Genomic DNA, 15,505 nt, shown 5'->3' on the forward strand with positions numbered 1-15,505 from the left:
CGGGCCACACCCCCCCCCGCGGGCGCCCGCCCGGGGGCGCCCCCGAAACTGTTTCTAATATTTCAATTTATATTTTCTGAACCGTTACATTGGTTACGTTTCCACTTCCCGTACTTCCTGTTTCGGTAGATAGAATGGTGCAGCTTTGGTTAGGAGCTGCCGTGAAGCGGATCTGATATCCTGCAGTGGGAATAACCAGTACAGTGGTATAGTTCATGAGTTCTCCAACTGTTGCAGAAGTTGCTGTGGCATTATAATGGCTTCCCCTTCCCAGATAGTTGGCATCCGGATTAGGTCTTACCCCAATCAGCAATTGAGTTCCGGCCGGAGCACTGGCAAAACTAGCCTGTAACGTAACCAGATAATTTCCTGGTTGATTAAAAGTTAAAACACCGGTGCTTGTATTATAAGAGTAGAATGGTGAGGTTGCCAGCGGAGTAGAAAACAATAATGTGGTGATTGTACTTGCGCCCACATTCTGGTTGGCTGCCAAACGAGCATGAAATAATGAATAGGCAGTAAAGTCTATGGTTTTCAATACACCGTCGCCATCTGCAACCACCACTCTGTCTGTTCCTCCAATTCCTACATTAGAGTTGATATTTCGGACACGTACGTTTCCTGAACTTACATCAAGGTTCTCAGTTGGTGTAATTGTTCCTATGCCTACTTTTCCGTTGTTGGTCACAGTAAAATCATTAGTTTGTTGAGTGGCAGTTGGAGTTCCGGATGCCGGGTTGTCTTTAGCCCCGTCAATATGAAAAGTTGTCTGAGGAGCAGAAGTATTAATGCCTACTTGTGCAAAATATAAAGCGGAAAAAGCAAAAACCTTAACCGCGGTTAGTAATTTTTTTATCATCATTTGTGTTTTTAAAATTATTTAGTTGAAATTTTTCAAATAGTATACCAAAAAATGGAAAATGAGGGTTTATCGATAAAAATCTATATTTAATGATTTGAAAATGATAATGCAATTTGTATTCTGATTTCGCATTGTGTAGATTTAAATTATTTTCACTGTTACAATGATAACAGCCAGAACTATGCAAAATAATGCTACTAAAAATAAATAATCCGCAATAGTCTCAAACTTATCTTCACGTTTTTCTTTTCTGGTTCTTATAGCAAGAAACGAAAAGAAGCAGCTACAGGCAAAAAGCAGGCAGGAGATTCCTGCAAACTCATCTAAATAGGTATTGCCACTTATTTTTGTGATTTTTAAAGAAGTTATAATGATTAGTGAAAAGCCGAGAAGATTACTGGAAGCATTCAGAATATGAGGGGATTTCTTTTCCATCTTTACAATTTTTTTCAAAATAAAACACAATTTTTTTTATTATCAAATTTTTAAAAAAGATTATTAAAAATTAAAATTAATTTAAAAAGTGTATATTAGCAAAATACTTCAAGAACATAAAATTTTATATTTGGCTATGCAGACAACTTATATTGAAACACAGCAAATTTCCTTTCAAGACTTTAAAAATCAGATACTTGAAGACTATAAGCTGGGGAGGATTTCCCGTGAAATGTCTTATTTGGGTAGAAGAGAAGTACTTACCGGAAAAGCTAAATTCGGAATTTTTGGAGATGGTAAAGAGCTTCCTCAGCTGGCCATGGCAAAAGTTTTCAGAAACGGGGATTTCCGTTCAGGATATTACAGGGACCAGACTTTTGCGTTGGCGGTAGATGCGCTGACAGTGGAAAGTTTCTTTGCTCAATTATATGCTGATACAAGTGTAGAAAGAGAGCCTGCTTCTGCCGGAAGACAGATGAACGGGCACTTTGCTACAAGAAGTTTAAATGAAGACGGAAGCTGGAAAGATTTAACGGCCCAGAAAAATATTTCTTCAGATATTTCTCCTACCGCAGGTCAGATGCCAAGATTATTAGGATTAGCTCAGGCTTCCAAAATATATAAAAGTGTAAAATTTGAAGGTTCTGAAAAATTTTCCAAAGACGGGAATGAAATTGCATTCGGGACTATTGGCGATGCTTCTACGGCAGAAGGTCACTTCTGGGAAACTTTGAATGCAGCATGTGCGCTTCAGGTCCCTATGATTGTTTCTATCTGGGATGACGGATATGGAATTTCCGTTCCTACCAGAAATCAGAGAGCAAAAGCTGACATTTCTGAAATGTTAAGCGGTTTCCAAAGAAAAGAAGGCGAAAACCAAGGCTGCGAAATCATCCAGGTCAGAGCTTGGGATTACGCTGCATTATTGGATGCTTATGCAAAAGCAGAACATTTCGCAAGGACGGAAAGTGTTCCTGTGGTGGTTCATGTAATAGAAGTTACACAGCCTCAGGGTCACTCTACATCAGGTTCTCATGAAAGATATAAAAATGAGGAGCGTCTTTCCTGGGAGGCAGATTTTGACGGATTGGTGAAGTTCAAAGAATGGATCCTTAACTATTCCATTGAAATTGAAGGAAAAGAAGAAATTATTGCTACTGCCGAAGAATTGGATGCTATTGATGACGAAGCTAAAAAAATAGTAAAAGCCGGGCAAAAAGCAGCTTGGGAAAGCTATCAGAAAACAATTACGGATTTAGCTCAGTCTATTGTGCCTTTAGTGGAAAATCTTAAAGGACAGAATGCTGAAATTGAAAATTATATTGCTCAATTCAATAAATTGGTTTCTAAAGCTAAAAAAGATGTCTTCCATCTGGTAAGAAAAGCTTTATTGGCAACAAGAGGAACCAACTCTGCAGAAAGAAATCAATTGATGCAGAAATACCATGAAGTTTTTGAAATTGAAAAAGACAATTATTCTTCCCACTTATATTCCCAGTCTCAATGGAAAGCTACCAATGTAGTGGAAGTTAAGCCTGTTTACTCTGAGAATTCAGAAGAAGTGGACGGAAGAGTAGTGGTAAGAAATAACTTCGATAAAATATTCGAAAAATATCCTGAAACTTTAGTATTTGGTGAAGATGCCGGAAATATCGGTGATGTAAACCAGGGGTTGGAAGGAATGCAGGAAAAATACGGTGAACTTCGTGTTGCTGATACAGGAATCCGCGAAGCTACTATTCTAGGACAGGGAATCGGAATGGCCATGAGAGGTTTGAGACCAATCGCTGAAATCCAGTATTTAGATTATATCTTATATTGTCTACAGGGAATGAGCGATGATCTGGCAACGGTTCAGTACAGAACCAAAGGAGGTCAGAAATCACCGGTAATCATCAGAACAAGAGGACACAGATTAGAAGGAATCTGGCATTCAGGCTCACCAATGGCCGGAATTCTTAACCTTTCAAAAGGAATCTTGGTTTTAGTACCAAGAAACCTTACCAAAGCGGCAGGATTCTATAATACAATGCTCCAGGCAGATGAGCCGGCTGTTATTGTTGAATGTCTGAACGGGTACCGATTAAAAGAAAAACAACCGGACAACTTAGGAGAATTCACAGTTCCTGTTGGAAAAATTGAAGTGACAAAAGAAGGAAAAGACGTTACGTTGGTAACTTATGGTTCTACCTGGAGAATTGTTATGGAAGCTGCTAATGAATTGGAAAAATTAGGAATCTCTGCAGAGGTTATCGATATCCAGTCATTGATACCTTTCGATTTATCTCATGAGATTGCTGAAAGCGTGAAAAAAACCAACAGATTGGTGGTGATAGACGAAGACGTGGAAGGAGGAACTTCAGCATTTATCCTGCAGCAGATTGTTGAAAAACAAAAAGCATTCAGATATTTGGATTCAGATCCGTTAACAATTGCAGCTAATGACCACAGACCGGCGTATGCAAGTGACGGTGATTACTTCAGTAAGCCGTCTTCAGACGATATGGTAGAGAAAATCTACGCTATGTTCAATGAAACCAATCCTCAAAAATATCCTGCGATATTTTAATTTTCACTGATGAGTAAGGATCTAGACAAACTTGCCCCTTCCAAACAGTCTGCAGCCAAAAACTTATTTGCCACTTTTGAGATTTTAAAACAAGAAGGAGGTCAATTGCTTGGAAAACAAGTTATTGAAAAAATAAGAGAAAAGAATGATTTAACTGATTGGGAAAAAGAAGTTTATGAAAAGACAGGGTACGTAAGATGGGAATCGATTCTGCATTTTTATACTATTGATGCAATAAAAGCTGGGTTTCTTAGAAAAAATAAGGGAATTTGGTATCTAACGGAAGAGGGAGAAAAGGCTATCGGTTTAGGTCCTCTTAAGATGTTAGAAACAGCTTCAAAATTATATAGAACTTGGGCTTCGGATAAAAAAGAAAACGCTTCTTTAAAAATAACTGAAGCATCAGGAGATCCTATTGAATTAGAAGAAAATAAAACTCAAAGTCAAAAAGCAAATCTAGACTTACTAGAAGAACAAGGAATTGCAGGTATAAAAGATTATATCAGAAGTAAAAATGCATATGAGTTTCAAGATATGGTCGCTGCACTTTTAAGGGCTATGGGATATCATACACCGTTTATTTCTCCAAAAGGAAAAGATGGAGGTTTAGATATCATAGCCTATAATGACCCACTTGGTGCGACAATACCAAGGTTAAAAGTTCAGGTTAAGCATAGACCCGATTCTTCAGTACCGGTTGATGACATAAGAAGTTTAACGGGATTGTTAAACAAAGATGGAGATATTGGACTTTTTGTTACATCAGGCTCTTTTACTTCCGAATCAGAGCGTTCTGCTAGAGAAAGTCATAGGCATATAAGATTATTAGATATTAATAATTTCATCGAATTATGGCAAGAGTTTTATAATAAGATGGAAGATGAAGATAAAAATATGTTGCCATTGCATCCAATCTATTTTTTAGGAAGTAATGATTAATCAAAAGCCACTGTTAAATACTGACAGTGGTTTTTAATGTCGTACACTCTTTCTCAGGATACAAATCCTTATTCTGATATTTCGCTTCCCACTCTTCCAGCATATATAAGATCGGCAAAAGAGCCAGTCCTTTTTCAGTAAGGGAATATTCCACTCTTGGCGGGATCTCCTTAAATTCTTCCCGAATAATTAGTCCGTCAGTTTCCATTTCTCTCAACTGATCAGTAAGAACTTTTCTGGAAATCACATTAATGCGTACGGCAAGTTCTCCAAAACGCAGCTTTCTGTCTTTAATGACAAGAGCAATGATAGGTTTCCATTTGCTTCCCAACGCAGACATGGCTTTCCCTAGCGGACAGCTATGCTTCATTAATTCATTCTTTTTCATAGGGAGATTTTTATTTTTTTCAAATTCATAGGGAATCAAGATTTCATCGTTACTTGAATGTTACTATTATAAGTTACTGCAAAGTTACCACTTTTTTTTATTAAAAGATACAAAAACGAACTATTATTAGTTACTTTGCGTAACAATTATAAAGTACAAAACCAAAAATGAGCACAGAATCATTATTTAAACCTTTCCAATATAAGAATTTACAGCTTAACAACAGAATCGTAATGGCTCCTATGACCAGAGCTCAATCTGACAACGGAGTGCCTACGGATAAAATAACAGACTATTATGCAAGACGTGCTGCTTCAGAAGTGGGATTGATCCTTTCTGAAGGAACCGTTATCAACAGACCCGCTTCAAAAAATATGCAAAACATCCCAGATTTCTATGGTAGAGAAGCATTACAGGGCTGGAAAAACGTAATTGATGCCGTACATCAGCATGGTGGAAAAATGGGGCCTCAAATCTGGCATGTAGGCGATACAAGAATGTCGGAAGATTATCCTTTGGTTGATATGGAGAAAGCTTCCACAATGACGTTGGAAGATATCCAGGATACAATTGCCCAGTTTGCAGCTTCTGTAAAATCTGCAAAAGATTTAGGATTTGACTGTATCGAAATTCATGGAGCTCACGGTTACCTTATCGACCAGTTTTTCTGGGAAGTAACGAATACCAGAACTGACGAATACGGAGGAAAGACACTGAAAGAAAGAACGCGTTTTGCCGTAGACGTTGTGAAAGCAATAAGAACAGCAGTAGGAGAGGATTTCACAATTATTATCCGTTTATCTCAATGGAAACAGCAGGATTATTCCAGCAGACTGGCTGCAACACCTGCAGAAATGGAAGATTGGTTGTTACCGTTAAAGGAAGCCGGAGTAGATATTTTTCACTGTTCACAAAGAAGATTCTGGGAGCCTGAATTTGAAGGCTCAGACCTTAATTTTGCAGGTTGGGCCAAAAAAATCACAGGACAACCAACCATCACCGTAGGTTCAGTAGGTTTGAAAGGTGACTTTATGACGGCTTTTGCAGGGCAGGGAACTGAAAAAACAGATCTTACAGAACTAATCCGCAGGCTTGAAAGAGAAGATTTTGATCTTGTTGCGGTAGGGCGGGCTCTTTTACAGGATCATGAGTGGGTGAAGAAGATAAAAGACGGGCATACAGAAAAGCTTTTAGATTTTTCAGCAGAAAGCATGGGAGTGCTATACTAAAAAGCCAATGGTGGATTGTCAATAAGTCAATTGGGATATAGATTCAAAATTGACAATTTTCACAATTCACTTTCATTATATTTTAAATTTTTTCCTATCATCTATTTAAACGAAACCCGCTTTCAGAAGTCTGAAAGCGGGTTTTTTAACAGATTTAAATATCTACAATTGCCAGGTAAATGACAATAGTGATTCATTATAATCCAATATTCTTGGTAGGCTTTAATTGCTTCAAAATACTTTTTGGAATCGCATTTTTGTGAACCAGGATTGCTGTTGATTTATATTCAACGTAAGGCCTTGTTACATACAGATATCCTTCAAAATCATTGGTTACGCCCCAGGAATTCTTCACCATATAATATTCCTTGCCGGTTTGATCTTTAGCCAGTCCTACGATGTGCATGCCGTGATCATCGGTTGTAGAAAGATTGTTAAGAGCTGTCTGACGCATATCTTCAGAGATCGTTTTGTCTTTTTTAGGCTCAGTAAACAATTCTTTCTTTACTTCCGGGCTTATCTGGTTCAAATCTACATCCGGAACATAAGCAACCCCATTTTTGTAAGAGAAATAAGGTTCCGAAACATCTGTTGCCCAACCAATGGAGAATCCTTTATTAATGGCATTATCAATAATGGCAGTCATATCTTTCATCGGAACATTCCAGTCAGAATCATGGCTCCAGTTATCCGGAATCGGAACTACAAACTTCTGATAATACGGATAATCTTTATAAGAGGATAGTTCAACATAATCTTCAGGATTAATTCCTACCACTTCCTTAGCAAATGTTTTCGGGGTATAGGATTTCCCTTCATATGTGAAGTTAGCCGGAACTTTTCCGAGAGATTCATCTAAAATCGCATCTATGGAATCCATCCAGTTATCGGTAAGCTTACCCTTTTGAGAAGCCTGAACCAGGCTGTCCAAAACAGGTTTCAACTTATCCTGCATTTCTTTGAAATTATTAAGAGTTTGCCCCGCTTTCAACCCCGTATAAACATCCTGAGGAACAGCACCATATTTTTTATACATATTGATTACATCGTGCAATTCACCACCATCTCCCCAGTTAATCGCTCCATTATTCAATACGTATAATTTGGCTTTGTCATGATAAGAATTTCTGGCAGTGAAAATTTCTGCAAGATCTACAGGCTTTTTACCCATACGCTGCATTTCAGATTCCAGGAATGAATTTCCTGAATAACTCCAGCATGTTCCCGATGAACCCTGGTTTTTTACCGAAGTGGCACCAAGATCTTTTACGGTTGTAAACTTAAAGTTAGCATTCTGAGACTGATTGTTTTTTAACTTATTGATTAAATCATCCTGAGCAAACATCATACTTCCTGCAGACAAAACAGAAAATAATAATGCTATTTTTTTATTTTTCATTATCATTAAATTATATCTGAAAGAGTCGTTTAGATTAAGGATTTGTTACATAGCGAAACCTGTTTTCAAATTATTTTTAAAAAAAGCATACACCTTTTTTAATTTCTGCATCTATATAATAAAAGGTTAATCTTTCTTATGAAAGTGTTTTAAATATTTGATCCTAAGTGATTTATTTTTTTGGTGGTGTGAGTAGTTAAAATTTGAATGAGTAAAACACAGGATTAAGAAGATTAATTTTTATATGCGAACTGTAAAACTTAACAGTTTTTACCTATTAAAATTGTTTTAAAATAAATTATCAACCGCTAAAAGAAATTAGAGATGAGAAAAATGTGTATGCCGATTCTGGTATTAGCTTTTCTGGGAAGCTGTAAAACAAAAAACGTATCCCATACGTCGAAAGAACCTAAGCCATTGAATATTAAAAAAGATAAAGATCAGGACCAGATTTCCAATAAACTGGATCAGTGTCCCGAACTGGCAGGCCCTGTTGAAAATAACGGCTGTCCATGGCCAGAAACTGATGGAGATGGAGTGATTGATAAGGATGATGCCTGTCCTACAATTGCAGGACCCGCTGAAAATAATGGCTGCCCATGGCCGGATACGGACGGAGACGGTATCCTGGATAAAGACGATGCTTGTCCTACAGTACCGGGATTACCTGAATACAACGGTTGTCCGAAACCTAAAACCCAGACTGCTGTGGAGGTTGAATATTCTTTTTCGCCGGGAAACGCATATGATGATACAAGAACTTATAAACCCGGGAAAAAAGCAAGTAAAAAACAGAAGAATTATAATAATGAAGAATATGATGCCTTAATTGAAAATGCTTTTGAATTAACCCAAAGCCAACCGCTTTCTACCTTTTCCATAGACGTAGATAATGCTTCCTACTCCAATGTCAGAAGAATGATACAATATGGCGGAGTGGATAAAAATGCGGTAAGAGTAGAAGAAATGATCAATTATTTCACATATAGTTATCCCCGGCCTAAAAAGAATCAGCCGTTTTCCATCCATACGGAACTGAACGCTGCACCCTGGAACCCGAACCATAAGCTATTGAAAATTGGACTGAAAGGAAAAGAGATCCCGATGGATTATCTTCCAACGTCCAATATTGTATTTCTTATTGATGTATCAGGTTCCATGGCTGAGGAGAACAAATTGCCATTGCTGAAATCATCCTTTAAAATTTTATTAGACCAATTAAGACCTCAGGATAAAGTAGCGATGGTAGTGTATGCCGGAAGTGCGGGAGTCGTTCTGCCTCCCACTTCGGCTGCCGAAAAAATAAAAATTACAGAAGCTTTAGACCGGCTACAGGCAGGTGGAAGCACAGCCGGAGGTGCCGGGATTGAACTGGCCTACAAACTGGCGGAAGAAAATTTTATACGAGGTGGAAACAACCGCGTAGTTCTGGCGACAGACGGTGATTTCAACGTAGGTGTCTCATCGCAAGCCGACCTTGAAGGGTTGATTGAAGATAAAAGAAAGTCCGGGGTATTTCTTACATGTCTTGGCTACGGAATGGAAAACTATAAAGACAATAGAATGGAAACCTTAGCCGATAAGGGAAATGGAAACTATGCCTATATAGACAACATGAAAGAGGCCAATAAGTTTTTGGCAAAAGAATTTGTCGGAAATATTTATACCATCGCCAAAGATGTCAAAATTCAAATTGAATTCAATCCCAAATATGTAAAATCATACCGCTTGATCGGCTATGAAAACAGGAAACTAAGAAATGAAGACTTTACAGATGATAAAATTGATGCCGGAGAACTGGGAAGCGGACATACTGTTACAGCTTTATATGAAGTCATTCCAACCCATGTGGATTCAGAGTTTTTGCCTAAAAAAAACAAGCTGAAATATAGCACATCTTTGAAGATTCAAAAATTTGGAGATGAATTAGCCACTATCAGATTCAGGTATAAACAACCGGCCGGAACAAAGAGTGCCGAAATGGTTCAGATTGTAAAAAACTCTTCTATAACCAATGCAAAAGCAAGCCCGGATTTTAAATTTGCTGCTTCCGTAGCTTGGTTTGGCTTAGTTTTAAGAGAATCAAAACTGATAAAAAGGAAGAATCTTATGGAAATTGAAAACCTGGCCAGACAAAATAAAGGGAAAGATGAAGAAGGTTACAGAACTGAATTTGTGAAAATGATTCAGGATTATAAAAATTTGAAATAAGAAAATATATTAATACCAATAAGTAAACTATTAAATATTAATTGTTATTTTAAGCCTTGTAGAAAAAAGTTTAATATGTTTCCAACCCTTCTGAAAGTTGATGCATCTATAATAATATAAAGCCTGACTATGGAACGAGAATTATTATTAGAATGCCAACGTAACGACCACAATGCACAGCGGAAAGTTTACGAGAAGATGGCAGGCAGACTATACTCAGTCTGTAAACGCTATCTGAAGAGTGATGAAGACATAGAAGAAGTATTGGCTGATGCCTTTTATAAGATTTTTACCAAAATACATCAGCTGCAAAACCCCGATGTTTTCGAAGCCTGGGCTAAGAAAATTACGGTCAATGAATGTTTACAGAAACTGAGATCAAGTAAAGATCTGCACATTTCATGGGAAGAAAACCAGCTAAGCTCTTCAGACTCAATGATTGAAAATATATCTTTTGAAAAAGATATTTTAAATCTGCTGAATTTTCTTCCCGAAGGATGCCGGGCAATTTTCAACTTGTTTGCTATTGAGGGATATCCGCATAAAGAAATTGCGGCGATGCTTTCTATAAGTGAAGGAACCTCGAAATCCCAGCTCAATTTTGCCAGAAAACGGCTTCAGGAACTTTTAGTTAACCAAAACATTTAAACTTTTACTGCAATGGAAAATAATCACGATATAGATAAAAAATTCAATGAAGCTTTTAATGCTTTGGAAGAGCAGGGTATCTTTCCCGGCTTTGATAAAGTTTGGGAGAAGGTGGAAGAAAAGCTGGAGAAAAAAAATACTAAGAAAAAGCTTATTCCGCTTTGGCTGCCGTATGGAATCGCTGCAAGTTTAATGATCGGGATGGGTGCATTTTATTTCATGAATAATAAGGATGTAAGAGTCTCTTCAAAATTAATTACCACTAAAAATGTGGATCAAACCAATCAAAATACTGCTAAAGTAGAAAAGATTGACAGTACAATAAAATCAAATATTGAAAAGGAAATTAACCTGTCAAATAAAACAGGAACATTGGCTTACGAAGATGGTGAAAGATCAGAGAAAATACAGAATGATGCTGTTTTTAACCAAAGAAAAAGCGACTATTCCACAGATCAGTATTTTTATCCTGCAATACCAAAATCCCCCAAGTATGAGGGAACTGATGGAGACGGAGTTTTAGATAGAGATGATAAAATGCAAACTATAGATGAAGTTACGGTAGTAGGCCTGAGGTCTGTGAGAAAAACTGCTTATGTTTCTAGTGCTGTAACACAAGCATCTCCTCCCATAGCAATGGGATATGGCAGAAATTATGCTTCAAATTCTTCAGATTTACGATCAAAATTAAAAAGTAAGCCCAACGTAAATTTAATGAATGTGGTTCAGGGGCAGGTAGCAGGAATCAATATAAATACAGTACCTGGACAACCTGGATCAGATTCAAAAATCATCATCAGAGGAATCAGTTCCCTGAACGGAAATACAGAACCTTTGTATGTAGTAAATGGTATTCCTATGAAGGGAAATGCGTTCAGAAAACTAAACCCTGAACAGATAGAAAGTGTCCAGGTCTTAAAAGACGCTTCTGTAACGGCACTTTACGGGAGCAGAGCTTTGAACGGGGTAGTGGTCGTTAAAACAAAAAAACTTTCAAGGGCAGAAAAAAGAGCATTGAAAAAGCTTGAAAAAATCCAGGACAGCATCAGTAAGGCCAGGAACCTTCAGCAAAGCAATAATGAAGAATATGATGCTTTTGTAGAAAACCCTTTTGAGCTGACGAAAAATCAGTCGGTTTCCACATTTTCCATCGACGTTGATCATGCGGCCTATTCCAATATTAGAAGGATGATCAATAATGGCGAGCATGTAAATAAAAATGCGGTAAGAATTGAAGAAATGATCAATTATTTCAAATATAGCTACCCGCAGCCAAAAAATGATCAGCCTTTCTCCATTAACACCGAATATAATGAAGCTCCGTGGAATCCGCGCCATAAGCTGCTTAAAATAGGGCTGCAAGGGAAAAATGTTCCTATGGATAAGCTTCCGGCTTCCAATTTCATCTTTTTGATTGATGTTTCCGGCTCCATGGATGCCCCGAACAAACTGCCTTTGCTGAAATCATCCTTCAAAGTGCTTCTGGATCAGTTAAGACCTAAAGATAAGGTAGGGATCGTGGTGTATGCAGGAAGTGCCGGAATGGTTTTACCATCAACTTATGCTGATGAGAAAAGCAAAATCATGGAAGCTTTGGATAAACTTCAGGCAGGAGGAAGCACAGCTGGCGGGGAAGGGATAGAACTGGCCTATAAAATGGCACAGGAAAACTTTGTGAAAGATGGAAATAACAGGGTAATTATTGCCACTGACGGTGATTTCAATGTAGGCAAATCTTCTGTTACGGATCTTCAGACATTGATCGAGGAGAAGAAAAAATCCGGAGTTTTCCTTACCTGCCTGGGCTTTGGAATGGGAAACTTTAAAGATAATGTAATGGAAACCCTAGCTAACAAGGGAAATGGAAATTATGCCTATATAGATAACCTGCAGGAAGCCAATAAATTTCTCGGAAAAGAATTTGCCGGAAGCATGTATACCATAGCCAAAGATGTTAAAATACAGATCGAGTTCAATCCGGAATATGTGAAATCCTACCGGTTAATAGGGTATGAGAACAGGAAGCTGAAAAATGAAGACTTTACCAATGATAAAATTGATGCCGGAGAACTGGGAAGCGGCCATACCGTTACCGCTTTGTACGAAGTAATCCCGGTAAATGTGAAATCTGATTTTTTACCGAAAGAAACAGCTCTGAAATACAGTACACAAACAGCGTCAGGCAATTTCGGAGACGAGCTGGCAACTGTGAAGTTCAGGTATAAAAGACCGGATGGGGATAAAAGTATGGAAATTACACAGGTGGTGGAAAATTCCGACCTGAGTATGGCCGCTGCAAGCCAGGACTTCAAATTTGCATCTTCCGTTGCATGGTTTGGTTTGGTATTAAGAGATTCCCAGCTTATAAAAAATAGAGATAATGAAGAAATCATAAAACTGGCAAAAAAAGGTAAAAACAATGATGAAGAAGGGTATCGTTCAGAATTTTTAAGATTAGTAGAGACCTATGGAAACTTGGTGAAATAATTAAGGGCAGGTGTTTTTGGCACCTGCTTTAATTTTTGAAAATAATTTGCGGGAAATTTTAAAAGAACTTTCTTTTTTTGTTATTTTTAGGCATATGAGGAAAATCTATTTATTGCTGTTGTTCATCACCTCTTTTTTATTTGGACAGAATTCACAGTTATACTATTCAGGGATATTTTTAAACCATAAGAATAAGCCTCAGAATTTTCTGAAGGTTTTTAATAAAAATAACGGGCGCTATGAGTTCACCGATGAAGAAGGTTTTGCGATCATTGCGGCAAAGCTGGATGATACTTTGACATGGAATGACGGTAAGAGTATTTTTGTCGTAAATAATGTGCATGAACTCAAAAATATTTTGGAGAATAATATTAAAAAGGAAATAGTAAAAAATATCTATACCAAAGCTTATGACAGCATTATATCAAAAAAAGGTGAAGACCCGTACAGCATTGCCAACTCTTTGAGTATCTTGACCAATAACTCGGATAAACGTTTTTCTTCCTTACGAAAACTGAAACAAAAAGATAAGAATATCTATAAGTTAAAAAAACAGACTCCCCAACAATTACTGATCAACGGAAACTTCACTACTTCTTTTGATATCAAAAGCAGAAATTCTGTTCCAAAGACCCAGGATCAATATGTACAGGGGCGTTCACAGAACGGAAATTTGATATGGAGAGGACCGGAAACCAATGAGGTGTTTAGCTTCGGGCCGGATATTTCTACCTTGGGATATGATCATCAGCCGTATGAGTATGACCAGAATGGAAGGCTCATTCATTTAGCTGATGCAGCTTCGCTGGCTCATCCTTATGATAATACTATTTTTAAAACCACAGTAGGTTATAATAATCAATTAAAAATCAATGCGTTCATTAAATCTGGTTATGATGAAAAAGTACGGCTGTCAATAGATCTGAGTCAGCAAAAAAATCAGATGTATTTCCCGGATCAATATGATATTGTTAATTCTTTTAAAACAAAATTCAGCTCGAAAATCCTGAAATATTATATGCTGAACTTTGTTTTTAATTATGAACATAATAAAGCGACAAATACCAATCGGGCCGGACTTTTTACCAGGGCATACCAGAATTCTTTGCTTGCACCGGTGTCTTTTTCAAATTCCCAGGGAATCCTGTTGACAGACAATAGACAGCGGAGTTACAGCCAGTATGCGGATAACCCAGGCTTTTTGTTTGATCAGACAGATAAGTACAGGTATGGAGATCATAAAAGACAGTTCAGCTTTGATATAGCAAGAAACAGAGGCGGTTTTAGGTTTAGCCTGAGTCAGGCTTATGAAAATAATGACTTCAGGAATACAGATCTTTTTAAACCTTCTACATATGGCTTTTTTAACGGCATCATGAATGAAAGGACTCAGAATAACCATTTGTATAACTCTAATATTTCCGGAGCCTATCGGTTTGGGGACCGCTGGAAACATGATATAAGCCTTAATTTTATTTTAAATGACAGAAAGTCTGAAATTTATAACAGTTTCAACAAAATGCAGAACCTGTATCAGAGGACCTCTCAGGATTATATATTTAATTATAAACTGGAATACCGGGATTATGGCGATTTTGATGCCGGGATCAATGTAGGAAATTCATTCTATATTTCTAATACATCCGTTAAAAATGAATACTGGCTTCCTAAAATAAATGCTTATATTGATTTTGACGGGCTATTCAGCTGGTATGATATAACACTCAAATTAGTGGGAGCCTATACCCAATTGAGTTCCGAGCCGGATATTACCCAATCTTATTCCTCCTATGCAACTACAGCATTGAGTGCAGAAAATGCCCACCAATATTTTCCTTTAAATGAGGTGGAAACCTTTAAAAATTTATCCAATATCCATACTAAGGAATGGAAAGCAGGATTCAACATAAACAAAAGAAACCGTCTCAACCTGGAAGCCGAATACTTCAAAAGAGAAATCACAAACGATATCTTTCCCGTATTTGAAAATGGAAAATTCATATTAAAAAACCTTGCAGACCACTCGTACAGCGGCTATGATTTAAATTTATCATACAAAAATTATCTGGGAGACAATCTAAGAACCACTCAAAGTGTATCTTTTTTCAAATATGAAGATATAGTAAACAGAGTGAATCCCGGCTATCATAACGTTGCCATTTCAGGATTCAAAGATATTTATAAGACATTAATGGAGAGTCAGCCTCTGGGAAGCGTTATGGGAAGCTATTTTCAAAGAAACGCCAATGGTGAGCTCCTTATTGATGAGTTCGGGTACCCTGTAAAAGCTGAAGGCATGAAAATCATTGCAGACCCGACCCCTGATTTCGTGATGAAA

11 protein-coding genes are annotated in these 15,505 nt (G+C 37.4%); 7 read left to right on the plus strand and 4 right to left on the minus strand.

Features of this window, described 5'->3' with window-relative positions; translation table 11 throughout:
* Positions 1 to 67 precede the first annotated feature (67 nt).
* The gene (locus tag ACGHIN_RS14220) at positions 68 to 859 is read right to left on the minus strand and encodes a hypothetical protein (RefSeq protein ID WP_390454831.1); all 792 of its coding nucleotides are present in this window, start codon (positions 857 to 859) and stop codon (positions 68 to 70) included.
* A 144-nt stretch (positions 860 to 1,003) separates the two neighbouring features.
* Positions 1,004 to 1,297 carry a hypothetical protein gene (locus ACGHIN_RS14225; protein ID WP_390454834.1) on the minus strand — a complete coding sequence of 98 codons (294 nt, stop codon included), beginning with the start codon at positions 1,295 to 1,297 and terminating at the stop codon, positions 1,004 to 1,006.
* 136 nt (positions 1,298 to 1,433) lie between these two features.
* On the opposite strand from ACGHIN_RS14225, the gene ACGHIN_RS14230 reads away from it, so the two are divergent.
* Positions 1,434 to 3,866 carry an alpha-ketoacid dehydrogenase subunit alpha/beta gene (locus ACGHIN_RS14230; RefSeq protein WP_390454836.1) on the plus strand — a complete coding sequence of 811 codons (2,433 nt, stop codon included), beginning with the start codon at positions 1,434 to 1,436 and terminating at the stop codon, positions 3,864 to 3,866.
* 9 nt (positions 3,867 to 3,875) lie between these two features.
* The gene (locus tag ACGHIN_RS14235; protein ID WP_390454839.1) at positions 3,876 to 4,805 is read left to right on the plus strand and encodes a restriction endonuclease; all 930 of its coding nucleotides are present in this window, start codon (positions 3,876 to 3,878) and stop codon (positions 4,803 to 4,805) included.
* Between the two features lie 13 nt (positions 4,806 to 4,818).
* Here ACGHIN_RS14235 and ACGHIN_RS14240 read toward each other — a convergent pair whose 3' ends face one another.
* Entirely contained in the window at positions 4,819 to 5,193 is a 375-nt protein-coding gene (locus ACGHIN_RS14240; RefSeq protein WP_390454842.1) for a winged helix-turn-helix transcriptional regulator, read from the minus strand.
* 167 nt (positions 5,194 to 5,360) lie between these two features.
* Here ACGHIN_RS14240 and ACGHIN_RS14245 point away from each other — a divergent pair, with 167 nt between their 5' ends.
* A complete protein-coding gene (locus ACGHIN_RS14245) occupies positions 5,361 to 6,422 on the plus strand; it encodes an NADH:flavin oxidoreductase (RefSeq protein ID WP_390454845.1) in 1,062 nt (353 codons plus the stop codon).
* Positions 6,423 to 6,618: 196 nt separating this feature from the next.
* On the opposite strand, the gene ACGHIN_RS14250 is transcribed toward ACGHIN_RS14245, so the two are convergent.
* Positions 6,619 to 7,821, minus strand: coding sequence for a C1 family peptidase (locus ACGHIN_RS14250; protein WP_390454848.1), 1,203 nt, complete (start codon positions 7,819 to 7,821; stop codon positions 6,619 to 6,621).
* 324 nt (positions 7,822 to 8,145) lie between these two features.
* Between ACGHIN_RS14250 and ACGHIN_RS14255 the strand changes: the two genes are divergently transcribed.
* The 4 genes from ACGHIN_RS14255 to ACGHIN_RS14270 form a co-directional block, all read left to right on the plus strand.
* Positions 8,146 to 10,032 carry a vWA domain-containing protein gene (locus ACGHIN_RS14255; RefSeq protein ID WP_390454851.1) on the plus strand — a complete coding sequence of 629 codons (1,887 nt, stop codon included), beginning with the start codon at positions 8,146 to 8,148 and terminating at the stop codon, positions 10,030 to 10,032.
* Between the two features lie 129 nt (positions 10,033 to 10,161).
* The gene (locus ACGHIN_RS14260; protein WP_390454854.1) at positions 10,162 to 10,680 is read left to right on the plus strand and encodes an RNA polymerase sigma factor; all 519 of its coding nucleotides are present in this window, start codon (positions 10,162 to 10,164) and stop codon (positions 10,678 to 10,680) included.
* A 12-nt stretch (positions 10,681 to 10,692) separates the two neighbouring features.
* Positions 10,693 to 13,167: a vWA domain-containing protein gene (locus ACGHIN_RS14265; protein WP_390454857.1), complete on the plus strand. Its 2,475-nt coding sequence runs from the start codon at positions 10,693 to 10,695 to the stop codon at positions 13,165 to 13,167.
* A gap of 94 nt (positions 13,168 to 13,261) precedes the next feature.
* Positions 13,262 to 15,505: hypothetical protein (locus ACGHIN_RS14270; protein WP_390454860.1), on the plus strand; the 2,244-nt coding region annotated here is incomplete at its 3' end.

This window comes from Chryseobacterium barbadense, assembly GCF_042849955.1.
Classification (GTDB): Bacteria; Bacteroidota; Bacteroidia; order Flavobacteriales; family Weeksellaceae; genus Chryseobacterium.